The sequence below is a fragment of the Paraburkholderia sp. UCT2 genome, from assembly GCF_014397665.1.
Taxonomy (GTDB): Bacteria; Pseudomonadota; Gammaproteobacteria; order Burkholderiales; family Burkholderiaceae; genus Paraburkholderia; species Paraburkholderia tuberum.
The window spans coordinates 1-18,353 of record NZ_VZQO01000079.1; the positions used below are offsets into that span (position 1 = coordinate 1).

15 protein-coding genes and 2 pseudogenes are annotated in these 18,353 nt (G+C 58.5%); 7 read left to right on the plus strand and 10 right to left on the minus strand.

The window, feature by feature from the left end:
• Positions 1-404: 404 nt before the first annotated feature.
• Positions 405-1,712: an MFS transporter gene (locus tag F6X39_RS34840; protein WP_187619956.1), complete on the minus strand. Its 1,308-nt coding sequence runs from the start codon at positions 1,710-1,712 to the stop codon at positions 405-407.
• 308 nt (positions 1,713-2,020) lie between these two features.
• Entirely contained in the window at positions 2,021-2,764 is a 744-nt protein-coding gene (locus tag F6X39_RS34845; RefSeq protein ID WP_187619957.1) for a GntR family transcriptional regulator, read from the minus strand.
• Between the two features lie 143 nt (positions 2,765-2,907).
• On the opposite strand from F6X39_RS34845, the gene F6X39_RS34850 reads away from it, so the two are divergent.
• Genes F6X39_RS34850 through F6X39_RS34865 form a run of 4 tightly spaced genes read left to right on the plus strand, consistent with a single transcriptional unit; the run spans position 2,908 to position 9,117 of the window.
• On the plus strand, positions 2,908-4,212 hold the full coding sequence (locus F6X39_RS34850) for an MFS transporter (RefSeq protein ID WP_187619958.1): 1,305 nt from the start codon (positions 2,908-2,910) through the stop codon (positions 4,210-4,212).
• Positions 4,209-5,096 (plus strand): amidohydrolase family protein, encoded by an 888-nt coding sequence (locus F6X39_RS34855; protein WP_187619959.1) that lies wholly within the window; start codon positions 4,209-4,211, stop codon positions 5,094-5,096. Before F6X39_RS34850 ends, F6X39_RS34855 begins: the two co-directional genes overlap by 4 nt.
• A gap of 7 nt (positions 5,097-5,103) precedes the next feature.
• Positions 5,104-6,390 carry an ATP citrate lyase citrate-binding domain-containing protein gene (locus F6X39_RS34860; RefSeq protein ID WP_187619960.1) on the plus strand — a complete coding sequence of 429 codons (1,287 nt, stop codon included), beginning with the start codon at positions 5,104-5,106 and terminating at the stop codon, positions 6,388-6,390.
• A 27-nt stretch (positions 6,391-6,417) separates the two neighbouring features.
• Positions 6,418-9,117, plus strand: a complete 2,700-nt coding sequence (locus F6X39_RS34865) for a CoA-binding protein (RefSeq protein ID WP_187619961.1) — start codon at positions 6,418-6,420, stop codon at positions 9,115-9,117.
• A gap of 652 nt (positions 9,118-9,769) precedes the next feature.
• Here F6X39_RS34865 and F6X39_RS37185 read toward each other — a convergent pair.
• From F6X39_RS37185 to F6X39_RS34875, 3 genes and pseudogenes are all read right to left on the minus strand, one after another.
• A complete protein-coding gene (locus F6X39_RS37185) occupies positions 9,770-10,213 on the minus strand; it encodes a transposase (RefSeq protein ID WP_262414915.1) in 444 nt (147 codons plus the stop codon).
• On the minus strand, positions 10,141-10,782 hold the full coding sequence (locus F6X39_RS37190) for an IS110 family transposase (protein WP_262414916.1): 642 nt from the start codon (positions 10,780-10,782) through the stop codon (positions 10,141-10,143). The genes F6X39_RS37185 and F6X39_RS37190 overlap by 73 nt, the downstream gene beginning before the upstream one ends.
• 187 nt (positions 10,783-10,969) lie before the next feature.
• Positions 10,970-11,533, minus strand: a pseudogene (locus tag F6X39_RS34875) (LysR substrate-binding domain-containing protein); the annotation flags it as partial.
• Positions 11,534-11,596: 63 nt separating this feature from the next.
• On the opposite strand from F6X39_RS34875, the gene F6X39_RS34880 reads away from it, so the two are divergent.
• A complete protein-coding gene (locus F6X39_RS34880; protein WP_316251754.1) occupies positions 11,597-11,845 on the plus strand; it encodes an NIPSNAP family protein in 249 nt (82 codons plus the stop codon).
• A gap of 313 nt (positions 11,846-12,158) precedes the next feature.
• Positions 12,159-13,575 (plus strand): annotated as a pseudogene (locus F6X39_RS34885) (IS1182 family transposase).
• A 157-nt stretch (positions 13,576-13,732) separates the two neighbouring features.
• Here F6X39_RS34885 and F6X39_RS34890 read toward each other — a convergent pair.
• The 3 genes from F6X39_RS34890 to F6X39_RS34900 all read right to left on the minus strand — a co-directional run bounded on the left by F6X39_RS34890 (position 13,733) and on the right by F6X39_RS34900 (position 15,316).
• Positions 13,733-13,999, minus strand: coding sequence for a hypothetical protein (locus tag F6X39_RS34890; RefSeq protein WP_187619962.1), 267 nt, complete (start codon positions 13,997-13,999; stop codon positions 13,733-13,735).
• Positions 14,000-14,484: 485 nt separating this feature from the next.
• Positions 14,485-14,838 (minus strand): BON domain-containing protein, encoded by a 354-nt coding sequence (locus F6X39_RS34895; RefSeq protein WP_187619963.1) that lies wholly within the window; start codon positions 14,836-14,838, stop codon positions 14,485-14,487.
• 127 nt (positions 14,839-14,965) lie between these two features.
• Positions 14,966-15,316, minus strand: a complete 351-nt coding sequence (locus F6X39_RS34900; protein ID WP_187619964.1) for a hypothetical protein — start codon at positions 15,314-15,316, stop codon at positions 14,966-14,968.
• 224 nt (positions 15,317-15,540) lie between these two features.
• Here F6X39_RS34900 and F6X39_RS37745 point away from each other — a divergent pair, with 224 nt between their 5' ends.
• Positions 15,541-15,789 (plus strand): GH25 family lysozyme, encoded by a 249-nt coding sequence (locus F6X39_RS37745; protein WP_410450717.1) that lies wholly within the window; start codon positions 15,541-15,543, stop codon positions 15,787-15,789.
• A 158-nt stretch (positions 15,790-15,947) separates the two neighbouring features.
• On the opposite strand, the gene F6X39_RS34910 is transcribed toward F6X39_RS37745, so the two are convergent.
• Both F6X39_RS34910 and htpX read right to left on the minus strand, forming a co-directional pair.
• A complete protein-coding gene (locus tag F6X39_RS34910; protein ID WP_187619966.1) occupies positions 15,948-17,024 on the minus strand; it encodes an AI-2E family transporter in 1,077 nt (358 codons plus the stop codon).
• A gap of 167 nt (positions 17,025-17,191) precedes the next feature.
• Positions 17,192-18,061, minus strand: coding sequence for a protease HtpX (htpX, locus tag F6X39_RS34915; protein ID WP_187619967.1), 870 nt, complete (start codon positions 18,059-18,061; stop codon positions 17,192-17,194).
• Between the last annotated feature and the right edge of the window lie 292 nt (positions 18,062-18,353).

Genomic DNA, 18,353 nt, shown 5'->3' on the forward strand with positions numbered 1-18,353 from the left:
CATGATTCGGCTCCTGCTGGCGAACGAGGCGGATTGCCTCATTCGCCAACATACGGAACCGCGCAGCCGACCCCTCACAAACCACCACGTCTAGCCGGAGCCCCCTACCGCGCGAGCGGTTTCGTTCTTCGACCCCGAAGAGACATTCAGCTAGCTCGTAAGCGGTCGTTCACCTCGTACAAACGATGGGGTTACAGGCGTACCACCCGTCATATATCCGAAGAAGCACAAAGGGCGACGAGCGCTCGATTTGAGCCTTGCTACGGAACTGCCTCCAGCTAGCCCGGATGGCTTTAACCGTTCGCGATGTTGAACCGCACTCAGCCTGCAACCAGTCGAAAAGTGCGGCTCGAATAAGTGCAAGTTGCATCTGTGCAAAGAGCCCAGGCGTGTCAGCGCTCTCATCAAAGCGGAACCGTTGACGATGCAAGCGCCGCCCTGCGATGCCCACCGACTGTCCACGCAATCGCGGTCCCGATTGCGAGAGCTAACAGGCATGCAGTCGGAACAAGCATTGGTGCAACATGACTGTTGGTTACCTTGCCAACGTACGGCATGAGGTTCTGTCCGAAGAACCCTCCAAGGTTTCCAATGCAGTTGATGGCAGCGACACTTGCGGCGGCTCGAGCGCCAGAGAAGAAGCGCGGTGGGAGCGACCAGAAGCAAGGGTACAGCAGAGGAATACAAGCTCCACCCAGACACAAAGCAATGAAGCGCAACGATACAGTCGGCAACACGAGGCTCGATGCAAAGCATACGACGCCGATGCCGGCGACTATGGCCATTGCTTTTAACACCACCTGTTCACGTTTGAGCTTTCCGGGAAGCCAAAGCAGGAGAAGAGCCGCGAGTGCCCACGGAATCATGTTGAGCAGGCCATTGATGCTCGACGAAACGCCCCAGCTCTTAACCAAGGTGGGCAGCCAGTATGTCACGCCGTAGAGCGACGTCGACATCAGCATGTAGGTTGCTGCAAACATGAGGACCTTCGGGTCGAGCAATGCCGCCCATGGCCGGGATTCCTTTGCTTCCGGGGACGCTTCGCGCACAAGCGCTGCGGCCACAATGTCCTTCTCGTCCTGGGAAAGGAAGTTCGCTTCCTTGACGGAGCTCGGTAGATAGTTAAGCGCTACGAAGGCAATCAGTATTGCCGGAACACCGGTGGCAAGGAAGACCCATTGCCAACCCGCCAGTCCCAGTGTTCCGCCCAGGGAAAGGAGCAGCCCTCCGACCAGCGCGCCAAGCATGTTTGCCAGCGAACTGCCGAGGGTAAAAAGGCCAAGCACACGTGTCCGGTAGCTTTGAGGAAACCACTGCGTCAGGTAGTAAATGACGCCTGGATAAAAGCCGGCTTCAGCAACGCCCAGCGCAAACCGGAACGAGTAAAAAGCTGGCAGGGACCTGGTGAACGCCATTAGCACTGTAACGACGCCCCACGTAATCATGATGCGAGCGAGCCACGTCCGGGCCCCAAAACGATGAAGCGCCAGTGTGCTGGGCACCTCAAACAGGAGATAGCCAATGAAAAACAGCGACGCTCCAAGGCCATACGCGGCTTCCGTCATGCCGAGTGCCTGAACCATTTCCAGTTTCGCGAAGCCCACGTTCTGCCGGTCAATGAATGCGATGAGAAACATGACAATCAGCAGCGGCATCAGCCGCCATGCCATTTTCTTCATTATCTGCTGCTCACGTGTTACGGACGTAGACATGTTCGCTCCAAGTTCCATGCCCGCTGTCGCTCGACTGGCGTTTCGAAAACGGTCAGTCAGACGAAAACAAGCAGATTGATATAGTCATGTATATGTTTGTATGTTTGAGGTCGGGCTGCAATGAGGTATAACCCGGACGAGCGCACGCAAGCGAGCTGCGGCCGCAGCTGGCGACCAGTGATGTATTCGGCGAACGAGGTGTAGAGCCCTGAAAGTCGCGGGAAAAATGCGACTTGCCGGGTGACAGAGAGTCAGTTCGCGTTGTCGGTCCCTATGACGGCACCGAACGCGGCGAGGGAGTCGCGTTGTCAGCGAATATCGACCTGATACTGGAACGCTGCAGCAGCACCACGCGTGGTGCGCCATTCAATAGGCGTCCCGGCGAAATCGGATGCCACACGGTGCACAAGGATTACCGGGCTGCCAACGTCGATATGCAAGAGCGCTGCATCAGCGTCCGTCGCCTGTTCGACGTTCAGAATCTCGGTTGCGGATGCGACGATTTGGCGGCAAAGCCGCTCGTAGAGCGGATAAAGCAAATCTTCGAAGCCACCAAGGGGCAGAGTCGCCAGCACTTCGAAACGGCTTCGTGGAAGCCATATTTCTTCCGACAAAACCGGTTGTCCCTCAATCAGTCGTACCCGCGAGAGATGAACAGCCTTCTCCGTCGCCTTCATCTGCAAGGTTGAGCGAATCGTCTCGTTTGGCTTGACGACCTCGCGACTGAGCACCTTCGCCGTCGGTCGGACCGGCTTCCCGTCAGCTGACTTGAATCGGAAGAAGCGGAACAACGACGAATCAAAGCGCGGGCGCCGGACAAAGGTCCCCTTTCCCTGGGTGCGGGTGAGCACTCCGTCGGCCACCAGCAAATCAATGGCTTTCCGAAGTGTGCCGGTCGACACGTTATAAAACAGGCTGAGCTCCGCCTCTGTGTCAATTGCCTTTTCTGGCGCCCACTCGCCCTCCGCGATGCGGCGCACCAGGTCATCGCGTAGCTGCTGGTATCGGGGCAATCGACCGTCTGGCTTGGCCGAGAACGACTGCATATCCATGATTCATATAGTTGTTCACAGGAATAGTCACTGTACAACATCTGCACGAACAAGGGTAAATCCCCAATGACTTCTTCGTCGAGGCGCCTAAACTAAACATATAGTCATATACATGAATATATGAATTTACCTTGGAGACGGCGATGTTCACTTGGTACAAGCAAGGCACACCTCTCGAACGGAACACCTTCTGGGGATGTTTCGCGGGTTGGGGTCTCGATGCTCTCGATGTGCAGATGTTTACCCTGGCAATCCCCGCAATCATCGCAGCGTACGGCATCGACCACACGCAGGCGGGCGCAATCAGCGGCGTGACGTTGGTGTCATCGGCGATGGGCGGCTGGTTGGCGGGCGCCTTGTCCGACAGGATTGGTCGGGTGCGGACGCTGCAGATTACGATTCTCTGGTTTGCAGGATTCACATTCCTTTGTGCCTTCGCCCAGAGTTTTCCTCAACTACTGGTCCTGAAGGCCCTGCAAGGATTCGGGTTCGGCGGAGAGTGGGCTGCAGGCGCCGTGTTGATGGCTGAGACCATCCGGACGGAACACCGCGGCAAGGCCATGGGCGCGGTACAGAGCGCCTGGGCCGTCGGCTGGGCCGGCGCAGTGCTGTTGTATGCCGCAGCTTTTTCGTGGTTGCCGTCAGACACGGCGTGGCGTGTCATGTTCGGTGTTGGCCTGCTGCCCGCGCTTCTCGTCCTTTACGTCCGCCGCAATCTGCGCGAACCTGTGCGCGTTGAGCCGTCTCGCGCTGAACCAGCGGTTTCTGTGTGGACGCAAATCGCGCAAGTATTCCAGCCGCGCGTCATCAAAACCACCGTTATCGGGGCGATTCTGGGCACAGGCGCACACGGCGGATACTACGCCATCATGACCTGGCTGCCGACCTTCCTCTCCAAGGAAAGACATCTGTCGGTCCTCAACACCGGTGGGTATCTTGCGGTTGTTATCGTGGCTTTCTGGTGCGGCTGTATGGCGAGCGCTTACCTGCTCGACCGTATCGGACGGCGTCGCAACATCGCATTTTTTGCATTTTCTTGCATCGTCACCGTGCTCGCCTACGTGATGCTTCCATTGAGCAACACGCAGATGCTTGTTCTGGGCTTCCCGCTAGGCTTTTTCGCCGCCGGCATCCCGGCCAGCCTGGGCGCACTTTTCAACGAACTCTATCCTGCGGACATGCGCGGGACAGGCGTCGGCTTTTGCTACAACTTCGGCCGCATCGCCTCGGCGGGTTTCCCGGTGCTGGTCGGGTACATGAGTCATTCGATGTCGCTGGGAGCAGCGATTGGTATCGATGCCGCAATTGCGTACGGGCTGGCGATGGTTGCCGTGTTGCTGCTTCCCGAAACGCGCGGCAAGCGGTTGCGGCCGTCCGGCGTCGAACAGGCTTCACAACGGGTCGCCGACGCCGAATTAGCGCTTGACCATCCCCGGAGCCAGCGATGACCCAGGCACCATCCATCGCGCAGCCACGGCTGCCACGCGTTGACACGCACGCGCACGTGTTTGCCCGGACGCTGCCGCTCGCGGACGGACGGCGCTACGCACCCGACTACGACGCAACCCTGGACGCCTACCGGAAGGTTCTGGACGAGAACGATATTGGCAATGCCGTCCTTGTCCAGCCAAGCTTTCTCGGCACCGATAACAGCCATCTTTTACAGGCGCTGACCAGAGACATAAGCCGGCTGCGCGGTGTGGCAGTCGTGTCCCCCGATATTTCAGAAGACGACCTGGTGCGGCTGAACTGCCAGGGTGTGACGGGCGTGCGTCTCAACCTTGTCGGGCAGACGCTCCCCGACCTCAGCACTGCCCCGTACGTGATGCTTTGGCGGCAGTTATCAAAACTAGGCTGGCATGTTGAGTTGCACAGGGAGGCGTCGGACCTGGCGCCGCTCGTCAACACTTTGCTGGATGTGGGCTTGCCAATCGTGGTTGACCATTTTGGCCGCCCTGACCCGGACAGCGGCACACGCGACCCGGGCTTCCACGACCTGTTGGAGTTTGGCCCTTCTGGCCGCGTGTGGGTAAAGATTTCGGGCGCTTATCGCTGCTCGGGACCCGCCTCGAATTTTATGTGCGATGCCACGGACCAGCTCATAAACGCATTTGGCACCGAACGCCTGATGTGGGGTAGCGACTGGCCGCACACGCAGTTTGAACACGCGACGGACTACAGGCAGACGCTTGGCGCGTTTCTGGACTTACATCTTGCGCCTCCGCTTGTGGAGGCAATCCTGTGCTCAACACCGCACTCGTTTTACGGGTTCGACAAAGACCCCATGAGGGATATTGTCCCGGCGACACCGATTTCCCAACTCACTTCCTGAGGTCATCATGCAAGTCACCGGTATGTTGCACGGCGCCAGATTGCTGCAGTTCGTGGGTTTTCCGACACCCGAAATTCTGGGTCCGGACGCCAGCGAAGAGCAGATTCGAGCGATGCTGAAAAAACACGGGATGATTTTCATCAAGCCGGTTTTCAAGGGCGGCGTTGGCAAAAAGGGCAAGGCCGGTCTGATTGGCCGCGCGACTGACCTGACGACCGCCTTGAAGGAGAAGGAGCGTCTTTACTTCGTCGAACACCACGTTGCCAATACTGTGTCGAAAGCCAACGGTGTGACCTTTGAGGCGGGTGTGCCGGCCGAGTACGAGGTCTATTTCTCGATTACCGACTCGACACACTTCCGCGCACCGACGATGACGCTCACACATCACGGTGGCGTCGACATCGAGGAACTGGACAAGTCGCAAGTTGTGCAGATTCCGTTTGACCCGCTCACCGGGCTCAAGGCGTTCGTCGTGGCGAACGCGCTTTCGACGCTGGGCGCACCCAAACAGATTATCTCGCCGCTTGTGCAGCACCTCCCCAAGTTGTGGGAGCTCTACCACGGGTTCGGAATGACGACCCTCGAACTCAATCCAATCCGGATGCGTGAGGATAGCAAGGGACGGCTGACACCCGTCGCCTGTGACTTCAAATGCGGCTTCGACCGTGATGACCCGCGCTGGCAGCGCCTCGACCTGCCCACGCATCTCTTCGCGGTCGATTATTCAGACTTCGAACAGGAAATCAATCAGCTTCGCACGTATCAGGGGCAGAGCGACGTCTACGTCATTAACGCCAAGGGTAGCATTCTCGCGCCAACCTTCGGTGGCGGTGCGAACTCCCTTGTCACGCAAATGCTCGGAGACGACGCCATCATCTCGTCAGATTTCGGCGGCAACCCACCCTACGAAAAAATGAAGGAAGTCGCCCGCATCTGTTTCAAGCACTGGATTCAGCAAAGCAATGTTCTGTTCATTATTGGTGGAAAGTCAAACAACACGGATATTTTTGAAACGTTTCGCGCAATGGCCGACGCGTTACGCGAGCACTTCAGTCAGCACGGCCCGACGCCGCTCTATGTGGTGGTCGGCCGTGGCGGTCCGAATCTGGTTCGCGGAATGGGAGCGTTGCGCGACACGCTCGATTCGCTGGGATTGCCGTACACCTTCTTCGGCTTTGACTCGGACATGAGCGAGGTGGTCCTGTACGCGAAAGAGGTGGACCAATGGATGAAAGCAGGTGGCCGTGAGCAGATTGCCGCGAAGCTGGGAATCTCGTTCAAACAGACTGCCTGAGCGTCTCATCGACTGAGGAGTATTACTATGTACAAGCAGGGCATCGGCGAGTTTAAATACTTCGTAGGAATTAGTTCGTTATCCCAAATTGCCACAAAGGATGACCGCGTTTGCGTGCTCAACATCTTGGGTGGTGAGTCGAGCGATGTTACCCCGGTCGGTCATGCATATTCCGGCGGCAATGTGGTGTTTGGCACGGCTCCAGGAAAGCGCGGACAGGTACTGGAAACGGCACTTGGAAGCGTGCCGGTCTACAACAATGTCCTTGAAGGCCTGAACGATGGTCACCGGTTCAACTGCGGCGTCATCTACCTGCCTCCTTCGGCGGCACGGGATGGCGTGGCTGAGCTTATCCGCGTCAACCCGGAACTGAAGAAGATTTTCATCGTCACCGAAAAGCTGGCTGTCAGTGACTCCCGCGAAATCCGCGCGATGGGCCAGTCCAATGGCGTCGACATTTTTGGCGGCAACAGCCTTGGCGTAGCTGACGCTTGGAACCAGGTGCGTATCGGCGGAGCGCTGGGCGGCGACAATCCTGAAGAGGCATTGCGGCGGGGCTCGATTGCCTTGTTTTCCAACTCGGGCAACTTCACGACTACCATCGCAACCTACCTGCGTATGGCCGGATGGGGCACGACTACAGCCATCTCAAGTGGCAAAGACGTCTACATACAGTTCGCGGCGCCGGAGTTTGCTGCGGCGCTGGCAAACGACGCGCGAAGCAAGGCCGCCGTTCTTTATGTTGAACCGGGCGGCTACTACGAGCTCGACGCCAACTTTACGAAGCCGGTGGTTGCGTGCGTCGTGGGTCGCTGGAAGTCAAAGCTGACCCGTGCTGTCGGACACGCGGGTGCTATGTCCGGAGGCGCGGACGACGCCGCATCGAAAGAACAATGGTTTCTCGATAAATTCGGGGTGTCAAGTGTGTTCACACCGGACAATCCGGCCGTGTCGGCAAAGGGTGCGCTTGTCACGAACATCGCGCACATACCCGCAGCACTCACGGCTGTGATGCGCGAAAACGCCTGCAGGCCAGATTTCGAGCCGGAAGGTAACCTCGCATTAAAACCGTGGTTTAGCAGTCACCGCGGATTGAGCCTGCCGCAGGCGCTCGATTTGCCTGTCGTGCAGGCGACGGCCCCATACGATGCCCAGATTGCCGCGCTCGACAAACAGGTTGGAGCTGTACCACCGCGACAGTCGATGAAGGATGCTTCTGGCGCGTCGCAGATGGACCCGAAGTCGCAGGTGACCAGTCTGTACGGCGTTTCGATGCTTGATGCGGCGCAGTACCCCCTTGAGACAAACGTAAGCCTCGCGCTGCTCCACGAACCCGGCGGGATGAACGACCGCGCGCTAATCAATGTCGCTGTGAGTGCGTTCCTGAACCTGTATGGACATCCCGCACTTGCGGCTGCCCAGGCGGCACGGGATGCCGGTAATGCACCAAACACTGTCCTTGCAGCGGCGGCGAGTATCATCGGGCCGCGGGGGCAAGCCGGGCCCCGCCAGGCGGTCCGCGCTCTAATCGACGCTTTTGCCACGGTGAAGCTCGAGAACGCGATGGATGAGAGTTTCGACTTTTCGCGCGCCGAAGTCACCGACCTCAACCTGTTCGTCGGCAGTGAACCGGATTTGCGGGCCCGCGCAATCCTGGCGGGACTCAAAGCTCGCGACGTGAAGTCGACATTCGTGCAATATGTTGAAAGCCTGCCCGGCAAGCCGACTACCGATGGCGTACTGGCAGCCATTTGCGCGACGCTCGCATGGGGACCGCTCATGCGCAAACGCATTTCACGCCTTTCGGCTGAGAGCCTTCCCTGGTGGATACAGCTGTTCGGTTCTTTAATCGGAGCGTCGGTGCCGTCGGATCAGCACTGCCCGGACAGCTTCTGCGGCGTCGAAACGAAAGCAATCCTGGAGCAGCGGTCGCTTGGTGAAACCGCCTTTCGTTCCTTGTTTGGACTGTCGCCAGGCACCGGCGATCTGTTTTCCTTCCAGCTGCTGGTCGGGCTGCTGCTGTCGAACGGGCCAGGGACGATTTCCGCGCAGGGTGCGAAAGGTGCGGTCTCTGCTGACGGTCCCGAAGACCCCGAACGCGTCCAGCTCAACAAGGCGTTAATCGGCTTCCTGACGCACAGCGGTTATACGCACGGCGGAAATGGATTCGAGGGAATTGCATTTTTGCTCGACCAGTTCAGGGATAGTGGACTGACTGACCCGGGCGACCCGGCTCACGGGCTCGATCTGAAAGCACTGGCGATGATGTACGTGGAAAGTTATGCCAAATACAAATCGAGCAAAAAAACGAGCGGCAGCCTCGACATTCAGAAGATTCCCGGCGTGAATCATCCGGTGTTTAAGGACAAGCCGGTCAACCACGATCCACGTGAAGTGTTCGTTCGGCAGTTGTTCGCCGAGCGCGACGAATATAACATCTTCCACGACTTCTATCGGACGTTGGTGCAAAGTCTGTTCGACGCCGGGGTTTCGCGAAACGTCTACTGCGTCAACGTCGACGCGGTGATTGCCGCGTTGCTGCTCAAGATGCTCTGGCAGCCATATCGTGACGGAACCTATTCCCGCAACGCCTTGGAGACGGCCGCCTTCACTATATTTCTATACCCCCGCATGCTCGGTTGCGCGGCTGAAATCGACGACCATATGAACCGCGGAAGGAACATGGATACGCGGACACCCGCGTCGGAGTGCCGTTTCGTCGCGTAGGGGATGACCCGGTAGCGCTAGACGTCCTTCTACGCTGCCGGGCTTACGCTCACATCTGTCTGATGTCCCTAAGTTGCGGCGGTCAAAACCGGTTCACTGCCTCTGATGTGTGCTGTACCCGGACCAAGGACATGCGCAAATCCGAACGCGAGGTTTAACGCGAACAGTCAGCAATTTCATCATTGACGTCTTCTGCCTGGTGGAAAGGAAGCTGCGTCAAGACCATCGTCTCGGCTCGTCGATTGTTAACGCCCATTAGCGGGCCGGTGTCAAGTGAGCAATCCACATCCCCGGCTGCACCAGCAGCCGTTTCCCAGTTCTCCGAATGCAGCAGCCAACCGCGCCCGTTTCTTCATTTGCTGGCTGCGACGGAACGCGCCAGACACCCATCTGGATCAAGCGAAGGGCCATACTGCGGGTGCCTTTCGCCCTGGCGGCCATGCCGCCCCGGAAGAATTTTGGTGCCGTAATGCGTCCATGGGGTTCGCACAATTGCGTGGGCTGCCGGGTTGTCGGCGCCAATCCACAGCTGGCTCGCATTCCGGGCGATCCGCTTTTACTGCATATCGGGGACGGCGGCACGGCATCCCATTCAATCTCGGTGGCTGTTCGCCAGTCAACAATCAGGGCTTGCCGGTCGCCGTCGAAACTCTTATGAGAAGCAGCGCGTCATATCGAATGGTTTGTGCTCCTTCAGCATATGGAAGCATGCGCGGGCGAGCTTGTGCGCCAAGGCCTTGCGCGCCAGGATGGTATTGGTCTTGCCTTTCTTTCGCTCGTAGAAACGTTTGGCCTCGGCGCAATAGCGCAGCGCAAAATTGGCCGCCTCGATGAACGCCCAGGACAGATACGGGTTGCCATTCTTTGTGTTGCCTTCGCCTTTCTTTTTGCCGTTGCTTATACGCTGGCTGTCCACGCACCGCGCATAGGAGGCGAAGTTACCGGCGTTGGCGAAGCGCTCGATGGTGCCCACCTCCAGCAGAATGACAGTTGCAAGGGTTTGGCCGATGCCCGGCACCGTGGTCAGCAGGGTGTAGTCCGCGTCTGGCGCGACATTTTGTTGAAGACGCTTTCCACGATAGCGATCTGCGCGCAAAGCGTCGTGATGACCGCGACGTTGGCCCGAAGCGCGAGTGCGACGTCTTCTGGCAGGCGCATTTGTTTGATGGTTTCTTCGTCGAGTCGGATGACCTGATTGCTCGTGATTCGCTTGCCGAACTGGCGTGCCGTTATGTTCTCCACCGCGAGAATGTGGCTCGTGCGGCTTCGCACGAGCTGCATGCGTTTCCTCGCAAGATCACGGACGGCACGCTGTTGTGGTGGCAGGATGGTGCCTGTCGGGAGTATCCCCAGGCGCAACAGGTGAGCCAGGTAGCGCGCGTCGGTCTCATCGCCACTGTGCTTGAGCCCATCGTATTTCCTGATCGCGGTGGTGTTGGCCAGATGCACCACGAAGCCGACGGCCTGCAGGCCGTCGACAAGCCAGTACCAGTTATACGTCGATTCGATTACGACGCCAGCCAGCTCGGCTTGCCACGGGGCAAGGAACGTCAGGATCCTGGCCAGCTCGTTCGGCAGCCGCTTCTCGGCGACCACGCGGTCCGTTTCGTCGATCACGCTTACCACGCTGTTGTTCGAATGCAGGTCAATGCCGCTATAGTTCATGATGGGCCTCCTTCCGGTTAAAGCGCTGTTGGCAAACTCACTCTAACCCGGCCACCCGTCAGGGCGGCCGCGGAGGCCCGCTAGATGATTTTCAATCAACGATCGAGATGCCAACCGGATCTGTGACGGGAGACGTAAATGCCCATGTTCGACAGATCTGACGACGCCTCATGCGGGGGCGCCGCAATTACATCGGGCGCCCCGTGTCGGCACCAAACCGCTCAACTACAAACTCAATAAAACCACGAAGCTTCGGCGATCTCTGCCGTTCTTGGAGATGGAGAAGCCTCATCGACCGTTCGGGCGCGGCGAAGTCCGGCAAGATCTCGATCAGACGCTTCTCGCGCATGTCCTCGTGTATCAACACGGAAGGGAGCAGCGCGATACCTAGTCCTCTCAATGCTGCCCGGCGCAACGCTTCGGCATTGTCGATTTTCAGTCTGCCATCCAGGGGGACGCTGACCGGCCCATCCGGTCCCTGCAGCGTCCATCCGGGTTGCGCGGCGTGCCATTCCGATCGCGGCGGGTATGCATAGGTGAGGCATTGATGCTCGCCAAGCGCTTGCGGCGTGATCGGCGCGCCGTGTACGTCGACATAGCCGGGCGACGCGCATAGCACCAGCCGATACGGCGCAAGAGGGCGCGCCACCGTTTCCGGGTTGGCCAAAGCGCCGATGCGAATTGCAGCCTCAAAACCCTCGTCGAACAGATCCGCGAGCGCGTCGGTGGCGACGATATCCAGCTTGATCTTACGTTTGGCGACTTCTACGAGATTCGCCGCTATTGGCTGAAAGCAGGAGGCATTGCGCCGACCATTACCGCCTGGGAACACGCCGTGGGTTCGGCGCATGCCTACACGTCACATCTAATCGGCAATATGTACGCACTCGATGGACCACCGCGCATTACGCATATCTGGGGATTCTCGAGTCTGGAAGAGCGCATTGCGTTAAGAAGGCGGCATTACGCCGAAGGTCTTTGGCCGCCGAAAGGTGGTCCCGAACAGATTGAGAGAGCAACGTCGACGATATGTTTGCCGGAAAGATGGTCGCCTTTGCATTGAATGCTTGCCGGCCCAGCGCTCATGAGCGGATGAACAGTCTTCCGACGGGCCAGAACGTGTTGTCATGCCTTCGGCTTGCGTATAAGCCACGCAGCATGTTTTTTGGCCGCTGAAGAGCGGCATGAATGTCCGCTCCAGAGGAAGGCGATCTGTCGCTCATGGGTCGCGTGCCGCCGATCGCGTCAGGCAGAGGTCGGCCAGGTCCGACTTCATGCGCGAATGACGGGTGCTTAAACGATTGTGTTGAAAAAGTCTGCCGACGCGCGGATTGTTCGGTATCCTGGAAGACATCGATCGACGGGAGTGATTCGTCATGATGGGTCAACTGGGCAGCGGACAGCACAAACTTTTCTACTCGTTCAACCTCGATAATCACGTCCCTCGCGAGCACCTGTTGAGAGGCATTGATCACTTCCTGGATCTGAGTGATCTACGCCGGCATCTCGCGCCGTACTACAGTCCGATGGGACGGCCATCGATTGATCCGGAGCTCATGATCCGCATGTTGATCGTCGGCTACTGTTTCGGCATCCGGTCAGAGCGCAGGCCATGCGAAGAGGTGCATCTGAATCTGGCGTATCGATTGTTCTGCCGCCTGAGCCTGGAGGACGCCGTACCGGAACACTCGACATTCTCCAAGAACCGCCACGGTCGCTTCCGCGATAGCGATGTGCTACGCCATGTGTTCGAGTCGGTAGTGGGTCGATGCATGTCCGAAGGGCTCGTAAAGGGTGAAGGATTCGCGATTGACGCGAGCATCATCAGAGCCGATGCGAGCTCTGTAACGCGGTGTTCCGGGTTCTGAGCCCATCGACTGGGGTTGCGTCAAGGGCCAAAGCCGTGCAGTGCGGGAGTATCTGGAAGCATTGGAAGAAGCGAATCCGGCAAGCACCGAAGTGGCGGAGAAGGCAGCGACATCGACGCCGCCAAAGAGGGTATCTCTGACGGATCCCGCCGCGAGCTGGACAGCCGCGAAGGGCGGCTTGCCGTTCTTCGCCTACTCGACCAATTATCTGATTGACCTGCAGGCAGGGATCATCGTGGACGTCGAGGCGACGCCCGCGAACCGGTCGCACGAAGTGGAATCGACCAGAACGATGATTGACCGCGTTGAGCGGCGGCATGATCTCAAACCTCGACGTCTTGCAGGCGACACCGCGTATGGCTCAGCGGCGATGCTTGCCTGGATGATCGAAGAGAAGGAAATTGCACCACATGTTCCGGTCTGGGATAAAACCGCACGCAAGGACAATACATTGTCCAGCAGCGAGTTCAAATGGGATGAACTGGCCAATGAATATCGCTGCCCCACCGTGCACGCACTACGCAGTGATCGGCGCAAGTTCAGAAATCCGCGCTCGCGAGTCACGAAGGCTGACACGATAATCTATCGGGCAAGCCAGTTTGACTGTGAGAACTGTTCGATGAAGGATCGCTGCTGCCCGAATACACCATTCCGCAAGATTGCTCGAAGCATCCATGAAGCTGCGCGTGACAAGACGAGACGTATTGCGAACACGCCTGAATACAACCAATCTTGCCGTGAGCGAAAGAAGGTGGAAATGCTCTTCGCCCATCTCAAACGTATCTTGAAACTGGACCGTCTGCGACTGCGCGGTCTAAGCGGTGCCCATGATGAGTTTCTGATGGCAGCAACTGCGCAAAATCTGCGAAGAATGGCCAAGCGGCTAGTGTCAGGAAGCAAGCAGATGAACCAGGCAGTCGCATGACGGGCAACGGGGATCGTTGCCTCGTTCAAGTTTGCCGCTTCGCCGATTACCACAACTCGAAAACGTGCCGCGGACTCCAGCGCTTCGAGCCAAAACAAGACTTTTTCAACACAATCTAGACCGAACCGGCCGGTCGTGTGCACTGCTGCAGCGCGGCTTAAAGATCCTGGCCAGTAATCTCGATGCGCTCTCCACTCGATGGAGGTGTTTTGCGTTCCGCAACTCCCACTAACCTTTGCTTTCCCAACTGAAACGCGAGCAGCAACTGCTTCTGGCTGTCGTCTGCCGCTCCGAGGTATTCGCAAACAACCTCCGGTCTGAGTTCGAAGGCGCAGTATCCCCAGCCGAAGCCATACGCGGAGAACCACAGCGCTGACCGGCTGTCGACGATTGGGGTTGTCAGTTTGATGTATGACGAATCCATGGCGTTCGCCTTCCAGACTGGTGGTTGCCGAACTGGATTGTCCCACAACGTGTCCTCATGGCCGGATGCTAGGCGACATCACGCCGCACTGATGACAGGCGGCTTCGGCTGGTTGTCGAAGGCTGCCCGGCGGGGTGGCGTCTTCTGACTGCGTACCAGTCACCTAAAGTGGGGCTTCGAATGGCGCATCAGGGTGGGGTACCGCCAATCGCGACCAGCGGTGCTGAGCCCCCTCACAGAAGCGCCGGAGCCGTGTCTGGGAACATGAATCTGTGCTCTGGCGCGACTTGACTGTAGATCGGCCCTGCCTGAAATGCTCGTGTCGGTTCTTGCCGAGTGACAGCGGCGAAGAACGGCGTAACGTTGCCAACGCTATTGCAAATCGAAGGCGCTAAGGGAGCGCGTGAAATTTCACGAAGCGTCGGCTCCTCCTGCAATATTCACGGCTGAAAACGGCCAGTACTTCCCGGCGCCGCCTCTAAGGGTCAATACCCTTTCGTATAGAGCGTCAGATGGTTACTCACCGACGTTACACCCGGCACGCCCTTCGCCACTTCCGCGGCCTGCTGGATCTGAGGACCGTCCGACACGCTGCCGGATAATGTCACGACACCGCCGCGCGCCTTGACGAATACGTTCGACACGTTGAAGTTGGGCGCTTTCGACAACGCCTTGCGTACATCCCGAGCCAGCTTCTTGTCCGCTGGCGTCGCCTTGCCTGAACTTGCAACCGGACCCGAGCCCATCGGCATAGCGTTGCTGGCTTGCGCGTAGACGTTCGACGTCAACGTCACGCATCCCACGACGACGAGCAGATTCACGACGTTCCATGCTTTCATGATTGCCTCTCTCGTTCGCCTGGCAGATGGTGAGTCTTCAAAGATAGCCAACATTCCGCTTCTAACAAAGCTGCTTGCACGATTCAGGGAAAGTCCGTATCCAGACGCGCGGCCGCTGGCAGGCCGATCATCGGGCGAGTTCGCGAATGAGCAGCCGCAGTATCGCTGGCGAGGCTTCACCGCAGAGCCGAAGGAACCGAAAGTCTGTGCTCGAGTCGCTCGCTATCCGGACCGCACGCGGAGCATTGAAAAACCATTCCCGCAGGCGAACGCGACCTTGTTCGAACGTAAGGGGCGCTCCCTCAAGCAATGGCAGAACTTCCCTTTTGACGAAGTCTGAGCAATCTTCGATTTGCCACGTGTCCGAGAACTCAATATAAAACTCGCGGCTAGCGTCTTCGGCAACAATCCCCGGGCTGATCAGCCGGGGAGTCCGTTGCCCGAAGCCGGTGTACTCGGTATCGAGAAACAGCAGCACGATGAACTCCTGAAGTCGTAGTTTAACGATCAACTGCGACGCCGTTCCAAACCGATTGTGAATGTAAGGGAAAGCTGAGTGTTCTCGAAAATATAGCGGAAACCGATCTCCGATGTGACCCGAGCTGACCTGGGGGATCTGCCGCCAATGGTCGACGTTGAGTTCTTGCCAAATAACGTGAGCGTGGACCAGGCGGTCGCGTCGCTGCAGTTCTCCTGTTGATCGTGGAGGAAGGTAGCGGGAAGGCGCCGATCATTTACACGTACCCGTCATTCTGGACGCACGGCATGGCGAACGCGAGCCTGTTCACGAAGCAGCACCTGTGGATCGCCAATTATGGGACAAAGCGCGTGGACGGAGGGTTCGAGCCGCGTGGGATCGCACCCATCATCCCGGGCGGCTGGCCCGACGTTCTCAATCTGGCAGAACGCGGTCCAGCCGGGAGTGGCGGGCATCCAGACGCTCGTCGATAGGGACGTGGTCCTGCTTCCCAGCGGAATGGATCTCGCCACCTTCCTCACGCGTCCGCGGGATGATCCAGCGTCTCCGTGATTTTGATGCCGCTTTAGCCGCGTTGCCCAAGCCGTGAGTGATTGCAGCAAGCAGTTGATCACTTCAGCAGTGCGTTGGGCTAGCCTTGTGTTCCAGTGCCCACGGTTGCCTCTTCCCCCAGCCACCCACGCCACACTGCCATCAGGACCGCCAGGATGACGGGACCTACAAACAGTCCTACCAGGCCAAAGGCCGCAAGCCCGCCCAGCACACCGAACACGACCAGAAGAAACGGTATCCGGGTAGCGCTGCTGATCACGAGCGGACGAATCAGGTTGTCCACCCAGCTAACGACCAGTGCGCCCCAGAGTAAAAGACCGACCCCGGCGATCGTTTTTCCTGTGACGAGGAGCCATACACCGATCGATCCCCATACGAACGGCGTGCCAAAGGGTATCAACGCGATCAGCACCGTAAACGCAGCCAGCAACACCGGCGCCTGCATCCCGGCAACCCAGTAACCCAAGCCGGCAAGCGCGCCCTGCGCCAGTGCCGTCAGCACGAGCCCGTAGACGACCGCCTTGGTCGTTGCGCCGATAGAAGCGAGATAGGCGTCCAGGCGATCGCCCAGAAAACGCCGTAGTATGCGGCGCACTTGATCCAACGCGCTTTCGCCGTCCCGGTACATAAAAAACAGCGTCAGCAAGGCAAAGCCCAATTTCGTCGCATTGCGACCCACGCCGCCGACTAACTGGCCGACCTCCCCGGTCCACTGCCGGCCCCACTCAGCGATTTGCGCGCGCAAAGCCATCGGATCGGCCGATACTTGATTCAGTAGATCCTGCAGCCACAGCCCGAGCCACGGGACGCGCGCAATCAATTCCGGCAGTTTGTGCGGCCCATTGGCGAGGTAGCTGGCGACGGTCTGGTAGGCCGCGGTCAGGTCGTCACGCAGCAGCACGATCAGCCAGATTGACGGCAGAATGAACGCCACCGAGAGAATGATCGTCATCAGCATCGCGCTGCCGGTGGCGTTCCCGCGCATAAGCGAGCGCAAGCGGCGATAAGCGGGCCAGGTCACGTAGGCAAAGATGGTGGCCCAGGCCACTGGCACCAGGAACAGGTGCAGCACTACGTAGCTCAGCACTACGAGCCCGCCAAGAAGAAATGCAAGGATGATGCGCTTGACCAGGGACATCTGATAGCTCTCGTCCATGAACGCCTTCCCTTTAGATACGCTGAGAATTTGCGGGCGCGCCGGTGCTTCCGCGCGCCGTGGCACGTGGTCGTTACAGGAGGCCCCATACCGGCCCGCGCCTGAGCACCCTTGTCTAAACGTCGACGTCGCATGTTGGAATGCCGCGCGCAGCCCTGCTTTACTGACTACCCGCTGCTTTGCAGCACAGCAATGCGCCTGTCGATCGGTGGGTGCGTGGAGAAGAGCCCGAGCCACCCCGGCTTGTCGGTAATGCCGGATGCCTTGAAGGATTGCGGAAGTTCGCCGGGTGCAAGTCCACCCAGGCGGGCCAGCGCATTGATCATCGGTCGCGGAGAAGCCAGCAGTTGCGCAGAGCCCGCATCAGCGCGGAACTCGCGCCGGCGCGAGAAGTACGCGACGATCACCGAAGCGAGAATGCCGAAAATAATCTCGCAAACAATAACGGTAATGTAGAACCCGGGACCGACACCGCGTTCGGTACGAAACAAGGTCTTGTCCACGAAGTACCCGACCACACGGGCCAAGAAAATCACGAAGGTATTCACCACGCCCTGAATGAGCGTCAAGGTGACCATGTCGCCGTTGCTCACGTGCGAAATCTCATGGGCAAGGACAGCCTCCACTTCCTCCGTGTTCAACGATTGCAGCAATCCGGTGGAGACAGCCACCAGGGCTGAATTCTTGAAAGCCCCTGTGGCGAACGCGTTCGGCGCGCCTTCAAAAATTGCGACTTCCGGCATACGAATGCGAGCACGCTGCGCGAGCTCCCGTACAGTGTCGATCAGCCATTGCTCAGTCGAATCGCGCGGCGAGTCGATGACACGCGCCCCCGTTGCCCATTTCGCCATCGGTTTGGAGATAAGCAGCGAAATGATGGAACCGGCGAAGCCGATCACCAGCGAGAACACGAACAGCGCATTGAAGTCGAGCCCGCTCCCGGTCAGGAAGCGGCCGACGCCCAACACATTCATTACTGACGATAGCACCAACACCACCGCGAGGTTGGTGGCGAGGAACAGCATAATTCTTTTCATTCACAAGTCTCCTGTGGAAACTGGCTGAATGACTGCGGTGACATAGAACCCTCAACTCTCCTTTGACACCGGATAGCCGAAAGGTTTATGTAATGTTGCTATTTCAGCACAAGACGTTTGCTATCTGTCTTCATAGGAATTTCGCGCGTACCTCGTTCATCGCCCGTAAACGGCATCAAAATCACGGGGACCCCGAGTCGCAATGCGCGCCTGCTGCCTGCGGACGATCGAACGCGCCGCGCGGGCCAGCGCGAGATCGAGTGCGCCGCGCCAGTCTCTTGCGATCGACGTC